15 protein-coding genes are annotated in these 18,393 nt (G+C 76.8%); 5 read left to right on the top strand and 10 right to left on the bottom strand.

The annotated features are described in order from the left end of the window. Positions 1-67 precede the first annotated feature (67 nt). Positions 68-2,875, bottom strand: a complete 2,808-nt coding sequence (locus OF117_RS15635; protein WP_263553768.1) for an AAA family ATPase — start codon at positions 2,873-2,875, stop codon at positions 68-70. A gap of 102 nt (positions 2,876-2,977) precedes the next feature. Beyond that, positions 2,978-4,138, bottom strand: coding sequence for a glycerophosphodiester phosphodiesterase (locus OF117_RS15630; protein ID WP_263553767.1), 1,161 nt, complete (start codon positions 4,136-4,138; stop codon positions 2,978-2,980). A gap of 173 nt (positions 4,139-4,311) precedes the next feature. Here OF117_RS15630 and OF117_RS15625 point away from each other — a divergent pair, with 173 nt between their 5' ends. After that, positions 4,312-5,337: a potassium channel family protein gene (locus OF117_RS15625; RefSeq protein ID WP_263553766.1), complete on the top strand. Its 1,026-nt coding sequence runs from the start codon at positions 4,312-4,314 to the stop codon at positions 5,335-5,337. Between the two features lie 44 nt (positions 5,338-5,381). On the opposite strand, the gene OF117_RS15620 is transcribed toward OF117_RS15625, so the two are convergent. From OF117_RS15620 to OF117_RS15605, 4 genes are all read right to left on the bottom strand, one after another. Further along, positions 5,382-5,828 carry an SRPBCC family protein gene (locus OF117_RS15620; protein ID WP_263553765.1) on the bottom strand — a complete coding sequence of 149 codons (447 nt, stop codon included), beginning with the start codon at positions 5,826-5,828 and terminating at the stop codon, positions 5,382-5,384. A 10-nt stretch (positions 5,829-5,838) separates the two neighbouring features. Beyond that, positions 5,839-6,705 carry an alpha/beta fold hydrolase gene (locus OF117_RS15615; protein ID WP_263553764.1) on the bottom strand — a complete coding sequence of 289 codons (867 nt, stop codon included), beginning with the start codon at positions 6,703-6,705 and terminating at the stop codon, positions 5,839-5,841. Positions 6,706-6,715: 10 nt separating this feature from the next. Continuing rightward, on the bottom strand, positions 6,716-8,176 hold the full coding sequence (locus OF117_RS15610; protein WP_263553763.1) for an FAD-dependent oxidoreductase: 1,461 nt from the start codon (positions 8,174-8,176) through the stop codon (positions 6,716-6,718). A 110-nt stretch (positions 8,177-8,286) separates the two neighbouring features. Next, on the bottom strand, positions 8,287-9,060 hold the full coding sequence (locus tag OF117_RS15605) for a nuclear transport factor 2 family protein (RefSeq protein ID WP_263553762.1): 774 nt from the start codon (positions 9,058-9,060) through the stop codon (positions 8,287-8,289). Positions 9,061-9,230: 170 nt separating this feature from the next. On the opposite strand from OF117_RS15605, the gene OF117_RS15600 reads away from it, so the two are divergent. From OF117_RS15600 to OF117_RS15590, 3 genes are read left to right on the top strand one after another with little or no spacing between them, the layout of a single operon-like run. Next, positions 9,231-9,791, top strand: coding sequence for an RNA polymerase sigma factor (locus tag OF117_RS15600; RefSeq protein ID WP_263553761.1), 561 nt, complete (start codon positions 9,231-9,233; stop codon positions 9,789-9,791). Beyond that, positions 9,788-10,663 (top strand): maleylpyruvate isomerase family mycothiol-dependent enzyme, encoded by an 876-nt coding sequence (locus OF117_RS15595; protein ID WP_263553760.1) that lies wholly within the window; start codon positions 9,788-9,790, stop codon positions 10,661-10,663. Before OF117_RS15600 ends, OF117_RS15595 begins: the two co-directional genes overlap by 4 nt. A 22-nt stretch (positions 10,664-10,685) precedes the next feature. After that, positions 10,686-10,919 carry a hypothetical protein gene (locus OF117_RS15590; protein ID WP_263553759.1) on the top strand — a complete coding sequence of 78 codons (234 nt, stop codon included), beginning with the start codon at positions 10,686-10,688 and terminating at the stop codon, positions 10,917-10,919. 25 nt (positions 10,920-10,944) lie between these two features. Here OF117_RS15590 and OF117_RS15585 read toward each other — a convergent pair whose 3' ends face one another. Then, positions 10,945-12,555: an FAD-dependent monooxygenase gene (locus OF117_RS15585; RefSeq protein WP_263553758.1), complete on the bottom strand. Its 1,611-nt coding sequence runs from the start codon at positions 12,553-12,555 to the stop codon at positions 10,945-10,947. 78 nt (positions 12,556-12,633) lie between these two features. Continuing rightward, positions 12,634-15,399, bottom strand: a complete 2,766-nt coding sequence (locus tag OF117_RS22155) for an ATP-binding protein (protein ID WP_318014261.1) — start codon at positions 15,397-15,399, stop codon at positions 12,634-12,636. 181 nt (positions 15,400-15,580) lie between these two features. Here OF117_RS22155 and OF117_RS15570 point away from each other — a divergent pair, with 181 nt between their 5' ends. Beyond that, positions 15,581-16,225 carry a class I SAM-dependent methyltransferase gene (locus OF117_RS15570; protein ID WP_263553757.1) on the top strand — a complete coding sequence of 215 codons (645 nt, stop codon included), beginning with the start codon at positions 15,581-15,583 and terminating at the stop codon, positions 16,223-16,225. Between the two features lie 51 nt (positions 16,226-16,276). Here the strand turns inward: OF117_RS15570 and OF117_RS15565 are convergent, their stop codons facing one another. Continuing rightward, positions 16,277-17,359 (bottom strand): tartrate dehydrogenase, encoded by a 1,083-nt coding sequence (locus OF117_RS15565; RefSeq protein ID WP_263553756.1) that lies wholly within the window; start codon positions 17,357-17,359, stop codon positions 16,277-16,279. 31 nt (positions 17,360-17,390) lie between these two features. After that, positions 17,391-18,383, bottom strand: coding sequence for a LysR family transcriptional regulator (locus OF117_RS15560; RefSeq protein WP_263553755.1), 993 nt, complete (start codon positions 18,381-18,383; stop codon positions 17,391-17,393). Positions 18,384-18,393: the final 10 nt, after the last annotated feature.

Raw genomic sequence — 18,393 nt, 5'->3', positions numbered from 1 at the left:
TCCCTGTCCGGGCGTCCCCGCCCCGGGGACGCTGTGGCAGGGACGCTAGGAACGGGGTCGTCCGCGTTCATCGGGGAACTCCCTCGGGTCCGGACGCCGCGTGCGCCCGGCTCGACCAGGCGGCGGCCAGCTCCGCCCGGTTCCGGGCGCCGCAGCGGGCGAGGACGTTCGAGACGTGCCGCTCGACGGTCTTGCGGGAGAGGAACAGCGCTGCGGCGATCTCGGCGTTGTTCAGACCCGCGGCGATCCGCTCGGCGATCTCCCGCTCCCGGTCGGTCAGCCCCGGCGGACCCGCGGCGGCGCCGCGCCGCCAGGTGCGCACGCCGAGCGCGCGCAGCGCCCGCTCGGCCACCTGCTGCTCGGTGCGCGCGCCGAGCAGGCCGGCCTCCTCGCCGGTGCGCCGCCACAGCTCCGCGCCCCGGCCGCGGTCGGTCGCGGCGACGACGGCGGCCAGGTCCTGCCGGGCCCAGAGCGCCTCGAGCACCATGCCGGAGCGCTCGGCCGCCGCGACGGTCCCGGCCCACATCGCCGCCGCGGCGTCGAGTGCGCCCTCCGCGGTCGCGACGGCGGCTCGCGCCTGACCGCCCCACCACTGCAGCGCGCGGTTGCCGTCCCGCGGGTCGGGCGCCCATCCGTCGACCAGCCGGTGCGCGGAGCCGAGGTCCCCGATCCGGGCCAGCGCCTCGGCCGACCGGGCGGTGACCTCGAAGCCGCACCGGCGGCACCCCGACTCCGCGGCGTCCGCGAGCGCGTGCTCGACGTCGCCCCGCACGTGCGGCGCGTGCCGCGGGTCGTAGCGCGCGGACAGCAACGCCGCCTCGAGCCGGGCGTGCGCCCGGTAGTGCGGGTCGACCTCGGTCGCGGCGACGGCCCGCAGCCGCCCCACCGCCGTCCGCCAGTCGCCGACCGAGGCCGCCACGAGCGCCGCGACGACCGGCGTGAAGGCGCGGGCGGGGCAGAACTCGGCCAGCCGCTGCCCGAGGGCCTCGCACTCGGCGAGCACCTCCGCGGCCTCCGCCAGCCGCCCGCGCGAGTGCAGCACCTTGGCCAGCGACGCGCCGACCTCGAGCACCGACTGCGGCAGCGCCTCGGCGCGTGCCTCGGCCCAGGTGAGCCGGAGCCGCGCCTCGGCGTCGGCGTTGCGGCCGAGCCAGCGCAGCGCGATGCCGCCCTCGACGAGCGCGCGCAACCGGACGCGGGGGTCGTCGGCCGCCGCGACCTCCGCCAGTTCGTCGGTCAGCTGCAGCACCTCGGCCGGCCGGTCGGCCAGGATCGCGGCCTCCGCGCCGGCGAGGTGGGCGCGCAGCCAGGCCCGGCGCTCCCCGGGCCCCAGGGCCGCCGGGCCGCCCCGCCGCGCGGCGAGCTCCCGCGCCCGTCGGACGGCGCGCCGCGCGGCTTCCCGGCCCGCGGGCTCGCGGTGTCGCAGCCAGAGGTGCACGGTTGCGGCCCGGGCGTCGAGCTCGATCGCCGTCGCGTCGTCCGCAGGAGCGACCCGGGCCGCCTGCCCGAGCAACCGTTCCGCCTCGACGGCACGGCCCAGGTGCAGCGCGCACTCCGAGGCCGCCAGCATCGCCTCGGCCATCCCCTCCGGGGAGGTGGCGGACCGCGCGACCGCCGACCACGCGTCCAGCGCGAGCTCGTGCTGCCCGAGCTCGGCGGCGAGCCCGGCGACCGCCCGCCGGAGGGCCGCGCCGTCGGCGGTCGCGGGGTCGGCGTCGGCGGCGACCGCCCGCAGCAGGGCCAGCCCGGCCGGCCCGAGGAGCCGCCGGCGAGAGGATCGCGCCAGCCGCAGCGCCGTCCCGACGTCCGGGACGCCGCCGCGCCGGCCGTGCTCGAGGGCCTCGAGCAGCGAGCCGTCGTCCGTCGCCCGGCGGGCCAGCTCCTCGGCCAGCCGCCGGTGCACCTCCCGGGCCGCCTCGGAGGGCAGGCGCTGCAGGACCCGCTCGCGGACGATGTCGTGGACGACCGCCGGTCCGGCTCCGTCGTCGGCGGCCAGGCCGAGCGCGAGCAGATCGGCCACGGCGCGGTCGCATCGGGCCGGCGGCCGGTCGAGCGCTCCCGCGAGCGTGGCCGGATCGACCGGGCGTCCCGCGACGGCGAGGACGGCGAGCAGCCTGCCGGCGTCGCCGGACGCGGCCCGCAGCCGCCGCTCCAGGGCGCCGTCGGCACCTCGACCGCTCCGCGCCAGGGCCAGCACCTCGATCCAGAACGGAGAGCCGCCGGCCCGGCGCCAGACGTCCTGCGCCGCCCGCTCGTCCAGACGGGGTGCCAACCCGCGGGCGAGCTCGCTGCCCGCCCGCTGGTCGAGCGGCGCCAGGTCCACCCGGAGCAGCCGCTCGGGATCGGTCACCACACCGGCGAGCGCCGATGCGAAGCGGTCCGCGGGCACGGTGGGCCGGCCGGCGGCCACCACGACCAGCGGGGAGGCGGTGGCCTCCGCGGCCCGGACGGCGTAGTGCAGGAGGGCGAGCGAGGTCTCGTCGACCCACTGCAGGTCGTCGACCACCACGTGCAGCAGCGGTCGGGCCGTCATCGCGCGGGCGGCGGCCTCGAAGAGCTGGAGCGTGTCCCCGGCGGCGGTGCGGGAGCCGAAGAGGAGCCGCTCCACGAGTGCCCCCTCGGTCCGCGCCGAGAGGCTGCGCAGCAGCTCGCGGGCGGCGGCCAGCGGGATGGCCGAGTCCGGCTCGTACCCGCCGACGCGCACCCGGCGGGGTGCCGCGACGCGGGCGCCCATCTCCGCGAGCAGCCGGCTCTTCCCCGCGCCGGGCGGCCCGGTGACGATCGCGACCGCGGGAGCGAATGCGGACTCCGCCTGCCGGCAGCACGCCACCAGGGCCGCGAGTTCGGCCGCACGTCCCACGAGTTCCGCGGGCACGGCGCCACGCTAGCCGGTCGGGCGCGATCGGTGCGCCGTCGCGGCTGCCCCCTGGTGGAGTGCGGGAGCGCAGGATGACTGCGCTCCCGCACTCCGCTGCCGTCAGTCGGTGAACAACTCGCGGGAGACGAGGCCGGTGTCGGGGTTGTCGGTGAAGAAGCCGTCGACGCCGGCCTCCCAGAACGCCAGCTGCTCGTCGATCGCCCGCCCGTACTCGTCGTCCTCGACCTGGCCAGCGCCCTGGCCATCGCTCTGGCCAGCGCCCTCTTGCAGGGCCGGCGGCAGGAACGAGTTCTCGTTGCGCATCGTGTACGGGTGCACGAGCAGGCCGGCCGCGTGCGCGTCGTCCACCAGCGTCGTCGGCTCGCCCAGGGCGCCGTCGTCCCCGACCGGGATCACCTGGTCCTTCGCCGGGCCGATGCCCGACGCGTACTCGGCGATCCCGGCCAGCCCCTCGGGGGTGACCAGGTCGGCGTAGGTGGTGCCGTCGCCGGCGGCGACCAGGTCGTAGGGCGCCCCCTCGGCCGACAGCAGCTGCACCAGCGGCACGGCCAGCCCGTCCTCGGCCAGCTCGCGCAGGTTCGTGGTCTCGAACGACTGCACGAACACCGGGTCGTCGGCGTCGTCGAGGCCGGCCTCCTCCAGCGCCGCCACCAGCGGCTCCTCCAACGACAGACCCAGCTCGTCGAAGTAGGTCGGGTGCTTGGTCTCGGGGTAGACGCCGATCTCCCGCCCGAGCTCCTCGCTGAGCCGGGCGCGCAGCTCGAGCACCTCGTCGAGGGTGGGCACCGCGTAGATGCCGTCGTAGAGGGTGTTCTCCTCGCGGAGGTCGGGCAGCCGCTCCACCGCCCGCAGCGTCCGGAGCTCCTCCAGGGTGAAGTCCTCGGTGAACCAGCCGGTCAGCTCGACGCCGTCGACGGTCTTCGTGGTCCGCCGGTCGGCGAACTCCGGCCGCTCGGCGACGTCGGTCGTGCCCGAGATCTCGTTCTCGTGCCGGGCGACGAGCACGCCGTCCTTCGTGCTGACGACGTCGGGCTCGATGTAGTCGGCGCCCATCCTGGCGGCCAGCTCGTAGGCGGCGAGGGTGTGCTCGGGTCGGTAGCCGGAGGCGCCGCGGTGGCCGATGACCAGCAGCTCGCCGGCTTCGGCCCCGCCGGTGGCGCGCTCCTCGACGGCGGGGGTGGCGGCCGCCGAGCCGACCAGGGCCGGGACGGCGAGGACTGCGACGGCGAGCAGGACGGGGCCGCGACGGCTGCGGTGCATGGGGACCTCCGGACGCTCGGACGACGACCCTCGCCGTCGGCACCGCAGCGATACCAGCCGCGGCCGACGTCCGCCTCCCGGACGGCCGGCGCCTCGTCGCGAACGGCACCGCGCCTCACCCCTGAGGGTGCGGCTCCGCGCGAGCGGCGCATCCGCTGGCTATCGTCCCGCGCGTGGCGGGCGACGGCGGCGAGAGCAGCGAGCACACCGGCGTCGTCCTGGCGCACGTCGAGGTGTCGCCGACCCGCCAGGTGCTGCAGCGGCTGGTGGCCGCGACGCTCGTGCTCCTGCTCACCGTGGCGATCGTCTACGTCGACCGCGAGGGCTACCGGGACAACCTCGACGGCCAGGTCGACCTCCTCGACGCCTTCTACTACACGACCGTCACCCTCTCGACGACGGGCTACGGCGACATCACGCCCGCGTCCGACACCGCGCGGCTGGTCAACCTGGCGGTCATTACGCCGCTGCGCGTGCTGTTCCTGATCATCCTCATCGGGACGACCCTCGAGGCGCTGACCACGCGCACCCGGGAGGAGTTCCGGATCCGACGCTGGAGGTCCCGCGTGCGGCAGCACGTCATCGTGTGCGGCTACGGCACCAAGGGCCGCAGCGCCATCCGCGCGCTGCAGGCCGCCGGCACCCCTCCGGACCGGATCGTCGTCGTGGACACCGACCCGCGCGCCATCGAGGAGGCGAACTCCCTCGGCCTGACCGGCATCGTCGGCGACGCCGGACGCGCCGACGTGCTGCGCCGGGCCTCCGTGGAGCGCGCGCGGGCGGTGATCGTGGCGGCCAACCGGGACGACGCCGCCGTCCTCATCACGCTGACCGTGCGGCAGCTCAACCCGAGCGTGCCGATCACGACCAGCGTCCGGGAGGAGGAGAACGCCACGCTGCTGCGCCAGTCCGGCGCCGACACCGTCATCACGACCTCGGCGACGGCCGGCCGGCTGCTCGGGCTGTCGACCGACAGCCCCCGGGTGGTCTCGGTCATCGAGGACCTCACCACCGGCGGCACCGGCCTGGACCTCTTCCAGCGGACGGCGACCACCGACGAGGTGGGGCTGGGCCCCCGGCAGCTGCGCGACGTCGTCCTGTCGGTGACCCGCGGCGGGCGCACGCTGCGCTTCGACGACCCGCTGATCGGCACGCTGCAGCCCGAGGACGTCCTCGTCGTCGTCCGCTCCCACCGCTGACGCGGAGTGGCTCCGTCGCGGCCACCGCGACGGATCCACTGCGCTCACGCGCGCTCGAGGCGCTGCCGCAGCCGGGCCAGGTCGGCGCGGTTCGCCCGCCGGACGGCGCCGGTCAGGAACGGCGCGGCCAGCCGGGAGAACCCCGACGGCCGGCCGCGGTTGCGCAGCGTCATGCGCGTCGCGTCGTCGGGCAGGCGCTCCCAGGTGTAGGTGGTCTCCATCAGGAACGGGCCCTGGGCGGTCCGCATCACCAGCCGCCGTCCCGGCTCCAGCTCGGTCACCTCGTAGGTGTAGGCCAGCCGGCGGCCGAGGAACGAGGCGACGAAGTCCATCCGCGAGCCGACCGCGACCGGCGGCGGCGTCCGCCACTCGACGCTGGAGACGTTGGCGTACCACTCGGGTGCGTGGGTGGGGTCGCCGGCGTAGCCGGCGACCTCCTCGACCGGACGACGGATCACCGCCTCGGTCACCACGTCGACCTCGCCGGCCACGGACCCCGCCTCAGCCCGCGCCGGCGCCGGTGGCGGACCGGAGGAAGGGCAGCACCGCCTGCTCGAGCGCGACCGGGTCGTCGTGCATCGGCCAGTGCCCGCTGTCCTCCAGCACGACCACCCGGGCGCCGGGGAACGTCTCCCGCTGCCGGTCGGCGTAGCGGACGGGGACGTACGGGTCGTGCCGCCCCCAGGCCACGAGCACCGGCACGTCGAGCGGGCGCAGCCGGGCGTGCAGGTGCTCGGACACGGCGGCCATGTCGGTCGCCCGGTACAGCCGCAGCACGGCGCGGCCGACGGCCGGGTCCGTGAGCGAGCGGTGGAGCCCCTCGACGACCTCGCGGGGCAGGCCGCGCGGCGTGCCGTGGCGCAGCAGGAGGCGGGAGGCCGGCAGCGTCGCCGTCCGGAGGAACAGCTCGCCGAGCCCGGTGGTGCGCCAGATGCGGGCCAGGTAGTGCCACTGGTAGTCGCGCATCACGCCGATGTTCACCAGCGTCAGGCTGGCCACCCGGTCGGGGTGGTCGGCGGCCCAGCTCAGCCCCCACGGCCCGCCGAAGTCGTGCAGCACGAGGTGGGCGCGGCGGACGTCGAGCCGGTCGAGCAGGCCGGCGAGGTGCCGGGCGTAGCCGTCGACGGTGTAGACGAACCGGTCGGGTTTGTCGGCGTCGCCGAAGCCGGGCATGTCCGGCGCGACCGCGCGGGCGAACACGCCGGTGCGGGCGACGAGCCGCCGCCAGTCCTCCGCCGGTCCGGGGTTGCCGTGCACGAACACGACGGTCCCGGGAGAGGCCGGGCCGGCGTGCAGGTACGGGCTGCGGACGCCGTCGACGACGACGGAGCCCTCCTCGACCGGGACGAGCCGTTCGGCCGTGGTCACGACGCCCCGCTCAGGCCGCGGTGCCGGCGAGCGCCGGGGCGGTGGCGGACCGCCGCGGGGGTGGTGAACCGGTGTCGGGCACGGCGGGGGTCCGCGCCGCCGCGGCGAGGACGCGCGGCGCGAACAGCGACGCCGGCCGGGCCAGCATGCCCAGCACCCGGACGTAGGCGTCGCCGACCGCGGGGTCGCGGGTGCTCGCGGCGGAGACCCGGTCGAGGTAGCCGTGCATCATCCGGGTCGCCGGCGTGACCTGCATGCCGGTGGTGGTCGGGAAACGGAGGTCCTCCCCGGTCGACAGGCTCCACGGGTCGGCGGTGCGGCGGGCCAGCCTGCGCTGGAACCGCCGGGCGAAGCCGTCCAGGTCCCCACCGCGCCGCCTCCGGTGCTCGCAGAGGCAGTCGTCGAGGGTCGTCGCCGCGAGCGCGGCGGTCGTCATGCCCTGCCCGTAGATGGGGTTGAACGCGCAGACGGCATCGCCGACGACGACGAACCGCTCCGGCCAGTCGCGGGCGCGGTCGACGTGCCATCGCCGGTTGGTCGTGCCGCGGTGCCCGCGGATGTCGGTCAGCGGCTCGGCGCCGGCCAGCGCGTCGGCGATGACCGGCGACCGCAGGCTCCGGACGAACGCGTGCCACCCCGCCTCGTCGGTGGGCGGGTGCTGACCGGCCGCACCCATCACCGAGACGATCCACCGGCGACCCTCGATCGGGAACAGGTAGCCGGTGCGCGGGATCCCCGGCGGCTGGGAGGTGAGCATCAGGACCTTCCAGTCGGCGGTCCAGCCGTCGGGGACGGCGAAGATGCGTGTGGCGTAGGCGATGTCCGCGTCGACGCGCGTCTGCTCCGGAGCGGCGATCCCCAGGTCGGCCAGCCAGGCGGCGGCGTGGGTGCCCCGGCCGGAGGCGTCGACGACGAGGTCGGCGTCGAGCTCCTCGCCGGCGCCGGTCCCGGCCGCGCGGACGGTCACCCCGGTCACCCGCCGCCGGTCGGCGGACGCGCGCAGCGCGGTGACGTCGGCGCCGTCGAGCACGATAACGCCGGGCAGCGCGCGCACCCGCCGGCGGACCTCGGCCTCGAAGACCGGCCGACCGGCCGCCAGCAGGTCCCAGCCGGCGGCGCGACGGTCCATCCACCCGAAGGGACCGAGCATCAGCACCTCGCCGGGCACGGAGACCGGCACGGCGCCGGCGGCGAGCAGGCCGTCGCTGAAGCCGGGGAAGAGCCGGTCGAGGAGCAGCCGCCCGCGCGGCAGCAGGATGTGGGCGTGCCGGCCCTGCGGGACCCCCCGGCGGTGCTCCGCGCCGTCGGGCAGCGCGTCGCGCTCGACCAGCGTCACGCGGTCGGCGTGCGTGGCCAGCACGCGCGCGGCCAGCAGGCCGGCCATGCTGCCGCCCACCACGACGGCGTGCTGCAGGCCGCCTCCGGGTCGCCGCCCGGACCGGACGTCGGGCACGTCGAGAACTGCGGCCATCGCGTTTCCCCTCCGCAGGCTGCGGACCCTGGCGGGTCTACACCCTCGCCGCGCGGAGCGGCAAGGGACGTGGGACCGCGCCGTCGAGGCGTCCCATCCCGGACGGCCGGTCAGGCGGGCGCGCCGACCGCGGTCGGCGGAGCGGCGGCGGTCGGCGGCGCGGCGGCGCTCGTCCACGCCGTGCCGGACAGGGCCGCGTTGACCTTGGCCGTGTCCAGGTGCTCGGTGAAGCCGGTGATCGCACCGGCGCCCAGCGTCCAGACGTGCGCGAACGGCACCTCGAAGTCCGCTCCGGCCGTGCTGCGCCCGCGGTGGTGGCCGAGCACGACCACGGTCGAGCCGGCGTCGAGGTACGTGTCGGGCTCGACCCGCAGCTCGGCGAAGTGCCGCGGCAGGCCGGCGAAGAACTCACCGGTCGCCTCCCGTCCGGTGGACCGGCCGCCGAAGGGGGTGCTGTCCGGCACGGTCCAGACCACGTCGGGCGCGAAGGTCGCCAGCAGGCCGGGGATGTCGCCGGCGGCGAAGGCGGCGTAGCCGGCACGGACGAGGGCGACGCCGTCGGCCGGGGCCGCGGCCTGCGGAGCGGTGGCGGTGACGGCTCCGCGCCGGGGGGTGTAGACCTCGTGCGCCGGGTGGAACGCGACCTCGGGCCGCACGTCGATCCCCAGCGCCGCCATGGCCGGGCCGAGCCGCGTCTCGCCGAACTCGGCGAAGGCGGCCTCGCTCTCCCAGCCGTCGACGTTCCGGCAGTCCGAGCCCTCCCACCACGTCAGGTGGGCCAGCCCTCCGGCCGGCGTCCGCTCCAGCCACCCGGCCCGTGCCCGGACCGCGTCGTACTGCTCCGGCGTGATGCCCCGCAGCACGATCTCCGCGATGACCGCCATGACGACCCTCCTCTGTCGAGTTCCCCCGTCGGCGTCCCCAGTGCGCCGCCGGCCGAGGGACCGGATCACCCCGCCGGCGCGTCCCCGGCCGCGGCGCCCCGGCCCGGTCCGCGGCCGGTCCGCGGCGCGACCGCTGCCACCGCACGGGGTGCGGCGGTACGGTCCGCGCCGTGGAGTCCACCGACTCCCTGCACTCCGCCCGACTGTCGGCCGGCGACGACCGGGCCCTCGCCGAGGTCTTCGACGCGGTGGCCCCCGCCGTCCACACGACCGCGAGGCGCGTCCTGGGGGACGCCGCGGCCGCGCAGGACGTCGTCCAGGACGTGTTCGTCGATCTCTGGTGCCATCCCGAGCGGTACGACGAGACCCTCGGCAGCCTGCGGACCTACCTGGTCATCCGGGCACGGCACCGCGCCCACGACGTGCTGCGGAGCGAGCTGCGCCGATGGGCGCGCGAGGAGCGGCACGGGCGGTCGGTCCCGCCCCCGCACGCCCCGTCGCCCGGTGAGCAGGTGGCCGCCGCCGAGACGGCGTCGGCCGTCCGCGACGCCGTCCGGTTGCTGCCCCCCGACCAGCGGAGCGTGGTGGAGCTGGCGTACTTCGGGGGCCTCAGCTACCGCGAGGTGGCACGGCACCTCGGCATCCCGGAGGGCACGGCCAAGTCGCGGATGCGCCTGGCCCTGGCGAGGCTGGAGGCGCTGCTCGACCGCCAGCTCCTGGAGTCGTCGTGACCGCCGACACGCCGCTGCCGCTGCCCGCAGGCCTGCGCGAGCGGGTGCTCGACGCCTCGCGGCGCGCCCGCCCGCCCGGCCGCGCGCTGCCCGAGACGCCGGACATCTCGCCGGTCGAGGTCTTCGAGCGGGCCGCCGACGCCTTCGCCGGCGCGTTGTCCGCGCTCGACGACGCCCACTGGCGACGGCCGGTGCTCCGCGACCTCGACGTCCAGGGTCTCGTCGGTCACCTCATCGGCGTCGAGGACGACGTGCGGCGTGCGCTCGCCGGGGACCCGGCCGTCGCGGCCGCCGACCACGTCGCGTCGACGCAGCCGACGGCCGTCGGGCAGTCCGGGCGCGCGCCCGCGTCGACCCGCCGCGACTGGCGGAGGTCCGCCGACCGCACGCTGGCCCTGCTGCGGGACGCGGACCCGGACGGACCGGTGGCGCTCCACGGCCTGCATCTTCCGCTGGGCGCGCTCCTCGTCGTGCGGGCGTTCGAGCTGTGGACGCACGAGAACGACGTCCGTGCCGCGGTCGGCCTGCCCGGATCGGTGCCCGACCCGTCGGCCCTCCGGCGCATGAGCGACCTCGCCGTCCGGTTGCTGCCGGTCGGCGTCGCGCGGGTCGGGACCGGGACCTCGGTCCCGGTCGACCTGCACCTCGTGCTGACCGGCCCGGGCGGCGGGACCTGGGACGTCACGTTCGGCCGGCCGGCCGATCAGGGCTCCGGCGGCGGCGAAGGAGTGACGATCGTCGCGGACACCGTCGGCTTCTGCCGGTTGGCCGCCAACCGGATCCGACCCGACCAGCTCGCCCCCTTCGTGAGCGGCGCCGTCGCCCACGCCGACCGGATCCTCGCCGGCGCGGCCGCCCTGGCCCTCGATTGAACCGGTGCGGAGGAGGAAGGCGATGGCCCGCTGCGACGTGTGCGGCAACGACTACGAGCAGAGCTTCGAGGTGCACACCGGCGGTCAAGTGCACACCTTCGACAGCTTCGAGTGCGCGATCCACCGGCTGGCGCCGACCTGCGAGCACTGCGGCTGCCGGGTCATCGGGCACGGGGTCCAGGCCGACAGCCGGATGTTCTGCTGCGCGTCGTGCGCGACGGCGGCCGGCGTGACGGGCGTCCGCGATCACGCCTGACGGCGCCGGGTCGACGTCGGCCGGCTCAGGCGGACAGGTCGACGACATCGGTCGCTCCCGCACGCCCCGTGGCCAGGTCGACCGCGGAGCGGAGCAGGCTCGCCCGGTCCACGGACGCGGCCGGGGCCGGGGCCTGCCACGCCACGAACCCGTCCGGACGGACGAGCACCGCACCCCGGGCTCCGACGCGGTACCGGAGGGCGAGCGAGCCGTCCGGGTCGGGGAGGTCCGGCCCGAACCTGAGCGCGGCGAGCGGCGGCCCCTCCGGCGCGAGCCGCTCGGCGGTGGCGCACCAGTCGCCGCCGGCCGGCCCGGTGAGCAGCGTCAGCCGCCCGTCGAACAGGTCGAGGGTGGACATCCGGCGGCCGGTCACGTCCAGCCAGGCGTGCGGCGCGCGGCGACCGGGAGCGGCGCGCTCGCCGATGGTCGCCGGCGGGTCGACGTCCTCCGTGGGCGCGACGGCCGCGGAGACGTAGGTGACGCCGAAGTCCTCGAGGCCCGAGGCCTCGTGGGCTCCCTCGCGCAGCTGCAGCGACCGCTGCGCGTTGGCCAGCCCCACCGGACGGCGCTCCTCCTCGTACGTGTCGAGCAGCGCCTCGTCGGCCCAGCCGCGCAGCACCCAGGCGAGCTTCCACGCCAGGTTGTGCGCCGCCGCCATGCCCGTGTTCATGCCGGTGGCCCTCCGCGGCGTCGTCCGGGTGGCCGCATCGCCCACGAGGAAGACCGGGCCGCTGCGGAACCGGGCGGCGATCTCGGCGCCGAACGTCCACTCGAACGCACCCTGCATCTCGACGTCGAGGTCCGGGAGGCCGGCGGAAGCGCGGATGCGGGCCACCACCTGCTCGGACGTGGGGGCGACGGGGTCGCCGTCCGCCGGTTCCCAGCCGTACCCCCACCGGTGCCGTCCCGACGCCACGAACAGCGCCTCCGCCCCCGGGCTCGTCACCCAGTGCAGGGCGAACGGCGGGTCGGGGACCACCGCGTCGAGGTCGGCGGCGAACAGGTACGTCAGCTGCCGCCCCTCCGAGCCGAGGTGCTCCACCTCGATGCCGAGAGCCTGGCGGACGGTGCTGCGCGGACCGTCCGCGCCGACGAGGTACCAGGCGCGCACGTCGTACTCGGGCGCGGGGTGCTCCGGCGCGGAGCACGCCGGCGCGGACGTCGACCGCGGGCGCAGCCTCGCGCGCACGCCGTCGCCGTCGACCTCGAAGCCCACCAGCTCCGTGCGGAACCGCACCTGCCCGCCGCGGTCGACCAGGTGCTCGAGCAGCACCGGTTCCAAGTGGTCCTGCGGCACGAACGCGAACCGCGACGGGCTCAGGGTGGAGACGTACTGGGCTGCGGGCGCGCCCAGCGACTCCACGGCCGCCAGCGGAGCGGCCAGCACGGGGGAGATCCCGAGCTCCAGCCGGACGTCCTGCCCGGCCGAGGAGACGCGCTGGTCCAGGCCCCAGGAGCGGAGGATCTCCATGGTCCGCGGCCGGACGCCGGCCGCCTTCGGGAAGATCGACGTCCCCGGGTGCTTCTCGACCACCAGCACCCGGATGCCGGCGCGGGCGAGGCCGATGGCCGTGGTGAGTCCGGCGGGGCCGGCGCCGACGACGAGGACGTCGTACGTCTCGGGCTGGAGCGGCATGACGGGGCTTCCTCGGTGGGAGGGGATCGTGTCGGCCCTCAGCGTCGCCATCCCGCGCCCTGGCGGGATCCGTACCGGCTACCGAGTTAGCGCCGCCACCCGGCTGCGGAGCTGCCCCCGGTCGGCGGCGCCGAGCTTGGCGAGCAGGCCCGCCACGTGGGTCTCCACCGTGCGCGGCGAGAGGAAGAGCCGGGCGGCGATCTCCGCGTTGGTCAGCCCGGTGACCACCAGGGTGAGCACGTCCATCTCGCGGCTGGTGACCCCCGCGGCGCGGAGCCCGCCGGGCACCGGGGTGGTGCCGCGGCGCCGCGTCGGGGCGCCGGCCCTCCTGAGCAGGTCGCGGCAGGTACGGGCCAGCGGGGCGTCGCCGGCGCGTTCGTGCTCGCCGAGATCGCGGCGCAGCAGCGGGACCGGGTCTCCCCAGCCGTCGGCGACCGCCGCCTCGAGCACCAGGAGGCGGAACAGCCGGTGCAGCCAGGGGATGCGGGCGAGGTCGGCCTCGCCCCGGGCGAAGTGGGCCGCGGCGGCGTCGGGTCTTCCGCCGCGGCCCGCGGCGATCGCGTCGGCGTAGTGCAACGCCCCGCGGTTGGCCGGGCGCAGCACCGCCGGGAGCCCGCTCAGCACCTCCCGGGCCGCCGCGCCCCGGTCGTCGACCGCCGTGCGCAGCAGCGCCCACAGCCCGAACTGGTGCAGCGGAGCGGCCACCCGGTGCTGCACGAGCCCGGACAGGCCCGCGTCGAGCACCGTGTTGGCGCCGGCGAGGTCGTGCGCCAGCAGCAGCGGCAGCGCGCGGACGGCGGCCGCCAGCGGTCCGACGTCCGGCCAGGCGCCGGACACGAGGAGCCGGCCCAGCGCCTCCTCCGTGCCGGTCGGGTCCCCCGATGCGGCCCGGGCGAGCGCGACGAAGAACGCGCTGCCGGCCTGCACCTCCGGCATGTGCAGCCGGACCGCCCGGTCGTGGAGCACCCGTGCCGGTGCCTCCACGGCTCGCGGACCCTGCTGCACGAGCACGCCGTCGAAGAGGACGACGTCGGCGGCGCCGGCCTGACCGAGCAGTCCCGCCGCCGCCGCCAGCTCGCGGGCCCGGGGCAGGGCCTCGGAGGTCTCCCGTTCCAGCAGCTCGACCGTGCCCAGCCCGATCAGCGCCGCGACCTCCTGCGGGACCAGCCGGTGTTCGGCGGCCACCTGCGCGGCTCGGGCGAAGGCCGCCCGCGCGGCCGCGGGACTGCGCAGCCGGGCCACCCGGCCGGCGATGTCGAGCGCCTCGCACAGCGGAGCCGGTTCTCCGGAGCGCTCCGCACGGGTCACCGCCGCGGTGGCCAGGCCGTCCGCCCGCTCCACGTCGCCGGCGCCGAACGCGGCGTCAGCGGCCAGCAGCAGCGAACGCGGGTCGTCGGGGCGTCCGGCCCGCTCGACGTAGGCCTCGGCATCCCGCCACTGCCGGGCGGTCACCGCCGTGCGGCCCAGTCGCAGGCACAGCTCGGCGTGCAGCTCGCCCGTCGCGGAGGGCAGGGCCGCCACACCGGCGTCCAGCGCGTCACCGACGCGACCGGTGGCCGTCAGCACGGTGACCCGTTCGATCGCGACCGCGGCGGGGACGGCGCCCGTGCCCGCCGCCCGGTCGAGCAGCTGCTCGGCGCGACGGAGCGCGCCGGTCGTCCTGTCCCGCCGCGCCAGCGCCAGGAAGAGGGTGGCGGCCCGGTCCCGCTCGTCGCCCGCGGCCAGCAGCTCGGCGGCGCGGGCGGCGTCCTCGTCCCGGCCGCGGGCCAGCAGCGCATCGGCGACCCGCCTGGCCAGGGCGGCCCGTTCGGGCGGGAGCAGGCCCGCGACGACGGCCTCGCGCATCAGCGCGTGCCGCCAGCACAGCTGACCGGTGGCCTCGCGCAGCAGGTGGGCGTCGGCGGCGGCCCGGGCGGCGGCGAGCACGACGTCCTCCGGCTGCCCGACCACGGGCGGGAGCAACGCCCAGTCGGGATCCGTGCCGGCCACCGCGGCCGCACGCAGGCACGTCTGCGCGACGGGGTCGAGGACGGCGAACCGACGGCGCACCAACGCGGTCATCGTCCGGGGGACGGGGGTGGACGTCGCGGCCGGAGCCGTCCGCACCACCTCGTCGACGAGCTCCTCGACCAGCAGGGGCAACCCGTCGGCACGCGCGACGAGGGCGGCGAGCTGGTCCTCCCCCAGCCGGCCGGCGGCCCGCACCCCGGCAAGGGTCGTGAGCTCCGCCGGGCCCAGCCGGGACAGGGTGAGCGTGCGGACACCCGGGCCGGTGGCGAGCCGGTCGACCGCCGCGGATCCCGGCTCGTCGTCGCGCGCGGACGCCGCGACGAGCACCGGTCGGTCCCGCAGGCGGCCGGCGAGGTACTCCAGCAGCGCGAGCGTGTCGGCGTCGGCCCAGTGCAGGTCCTCCAGCACGAGCAGGCACGGCCCGCCGACGAGCGCGTCCAGCAGCCGGACGACGGCCTCGCCCAGGACGAGCACCGGGTCGACGCTGGGCTCCGACCCGTCCCCTCCCCCGGTCGCCCAGCCCGGCAGCAGGCGACCCAGTGCGGCCCGGAACGACCTCGGCACCGTTCCGGGATCGAGGTCGTCGGCGCCGCCGCGGAGCAGCGCCTCGGTCAGCGGCCGGTAGGCACCCCCGGACTCCGTGGCCCGGCCGCACAGCACGTCCACCCGGTCGCCGCGAGCCAGCCCCACCGCCTCGGCGAGCAGCCGGGACTTCCCGACCCCGGCCTCGCCGAGGACCAGCAGGACCCCGCCGCTGCCCTCCGCGGCGCGGGTGACGGCGGTCCGCACGGCGGTCACGGCCTCGGCCCGCCCGATCAGTGGCGCCGCGTCCACCCGCACGTCGTACCGCCCCGCCCGGCACCGTGTCACCGTCTGCGGGCCCGCGGTGCGCCCGGGCTCGGCGCGTCTCCCTCCGCCGCCCGCGGGGCCGCCCGGACGAGGTGCACCTGGACGAGGGGCACGGCGGGCACCGCCTAGGGTGTCGCGGGATACCCGTCGGCTCCGGGAGTCCCTCGTGATCCACCGCGCGCGACCCGCCGCCCCGCGCTCCGGCGCGCCGCTGGACACCGCCTCGGTGGGCTACACCGACCGCCTGGCCCGCCTCGCCGGGGCCTCCTGGAAGCAGCGGCTCGACGTCCAGCGGCCGTACCGGTGGAACATCCGCCGGCTGAACCTCGGCCGGGCCCTGGACCTGGGTTGCGGTCTCGGCCGCAACCTCGCCCACCTGGACGGGAACGGGGTGGGCATCGACCACAACCCCACGTCGGTGCGGACCGCGCGCGAGCGGGGCTTCACGGCGTTCACGCCGGAGGAGTTCCGCGCCAGCCCGCACGCCCGCCCCGGCGCCCACGACTCGTTGCTCGTCGCCCACGTCGTCGAGCACGTGCCGCACGAGACGGCGGTCGCGCTGCTGCGCGACCACCTGCCCTACGTGCGCCCGGGCGGGAAGGTCGTGCTCATCTGCCCGCAGGAGCGCGGCTGGGCCTCGGACGCGACCCACATCCGCTTCGTCGACTTCACCGGCCTCGCCGGGCTGTGCCGCGAGGTCGGCCTCCCCGTCGAGCGGTCCTTCTCCTTCCCGTTCCCCCGCTGGGCTGGCCGGGTGTTCACCTACAACGAGTTCGTCGTCGTGGCCCGCGTCCCCCGCGCGCCGCGCTGAGCCGCGGGAGCCCCGACCCGGCGGGGACGGGGCTCCTCGCAGGCAGCGCGGTCAGGCGGACAGGTTGTCGATGATGGCCGCGGTGACCTCCGCCGTGCCCGCGGTCCCGCCGACGTCGCGGGTGCGGATGCCCTTGCCGGAGGTGACCTCGATGGCGTGCTGGACGGCCTTGGCCTCGTCGTGCAGGCCGAAGTGCTCGAGCATCAGCGCCGCGCTGCCGATGGCGCCGACGGGGTTGCAGATCCCCTGCCCGGCGATGTCGGGCGCGGAGCCGTGGACCGGCTCGAACATGGACGGGTAGCGCCGCTCGGGGTTGAGGTTGGCGCTGGCCGCGAGGCCGAGGCTGCCGGCGAGCGCGCTGCCGAGGTCGGACAGGATGTCGGCGTTCAGGTTCGAGGCGACGACGACCGACAGGTCCTCGGGGCGGAGCACGAACTTCGCCGCCATGGCGTCGACCAGCACGCTCTCGGTCTCGACGTCCGGGTACTCGCCTGCGACCCGCCGGAACACGTCGTCCCACAGCACCATGCCGTACTGCTGGGCGTTGCTCTTGGTGACGCTGGAGACCTTCTTGCGCGGCCGGCTGCGGGCCAGGTCGAAGGCGAACCGGATGATCCGCTCGCAGCCGACCTCGGTGAACACCGCGGACTGGATGCCGACCTCGCCGCGGTCGCCGCGGGCGGCGAAGTTGCGGCCGCCGAACCCGGCGTACTCGCCCTCGGAGTTCTCGCGGACGACGACCCAGCCCAGGTCGGTGGTGTCGGCCTTGCGGAGCGGGCTCTGGACGCCGGGGAGGAACTCGACGGGGCGGACGTTGGCCCACTGGTCGAAGCTCTGGCAGATCTTCAGGCGCAGGCCCCAGAGGCTGACGTGGTCGGGGACGGTCGGCCAGCCGACCGCGCCGAAGTAGATGGCGTCGAAGTCCCTGAGCTGGTCGAGGCCGTCCTCCGCCATCATGCGGCCGTGCTCGGCGTAGTACTCCGAGCCCCAGGGGAACTCCTGCCAGTCGAAGGCGAAGCGACCCTTCGACGCGCCGGCGAGGGCGTCGAGGACGGCGCGGCCGGCCGCCACGACCTCGATGCCGACCCCGTCGGCGGGGATCGCGGCGATGCGGAACGTGCGCTGGGCGGGCATGACGGCCTCCGGGGGACGGCTGCTGGGGTCGTCATCCAGTGAACGGCGCTCCGTCCCCCGGCGTCCAAGACGGATCGTCGATGCCACCGATAGGCCCTGCCTGTCGGTCCGGGGTCCGCCGCCCGGTGACGTAGTCCTGCACGCACGCGACGAACGCCTCGGCGGCCGGGGTGAGGGTGCCCGTGCGGGAGACGAGGGCGATCCGGAGCAGGACGGCGGGTTCGATGCGCCGCACGCGGGCGCCGGACCGCCGGGCCAGCGGGGTCCAGGACGACGGCAGGACGGCGTGCCCGACACCGGCGAGCACCAGGGGCAGGATCGACGTGCGGTGCTCGACCTCGACGACGATCCGCGCGTCGACGCCGCTGGCCAGCACGTCGTCCACCATCCGCCGCATCAGGCTGCCCTCCGTGCTGACGACGAGCCGCACGCCGGCGAGGTCCTCGCGGGTCGCCGTGCGTCGGCCCGCCGCGTCCGGGGGCTCTTCCGGCGCGTCGTCCCCGGGCGGCGACACGAGGACCAGCGGTTGCTCCTCGATCGGCAGGACGCGCAGACCGCCGGTGTGGGGCGGCGACGCGGCGCCGAGCAGCCCGAGCTCGGCCCGGCCGGCCTTGACCGCCTGGACCACCTCCTCGGGGGTGAACGCGGCGTCCGCCGTGACCGTCATCGCCGGATGGGCGGCGGTGAAGTCGCGGACCAGGGTGGCCAGCGGCTCCATGCCCGGGCTCGGCATCGCGACGAGCTCCACCCGGCCGCGCCGGAACTCGCGGGTGGAGCGGGCCGCGGCCCGGGCGGCCTCCAGGTCGCGGACCACCTGCCGGGCCGGCTCGACCAGCTGGGCGCCGGCGTCGCTGAGCACGATGCCGCGGCCGACCCGGTGGAACAGCGGCACGCCGAGCTCGCGCTCGAGCGTCCCGATCGCCTGGGACAGCGACGGCTGCGCGATGTGCAGCTGCTCCGCGGCCCGGCCGACGTTCATGGTCTCGACGACGGCGAGGAAGTAGGCCAGCTGCCGGACGTCCACCCGCGTTCCC

The sequence above is a fragment of the Geodermatophilus sp. YIM 151500 genome (assembly GCF_025716945.1).
Lineage (GTDB): Bacteria > Actinomycetota > Actinomycetes > Mycobacteriales > Geodermatophilaceae > YIM-151500.
This window is presented reverse-complemented; position numbering and strand designations above follow the sequence as displayed.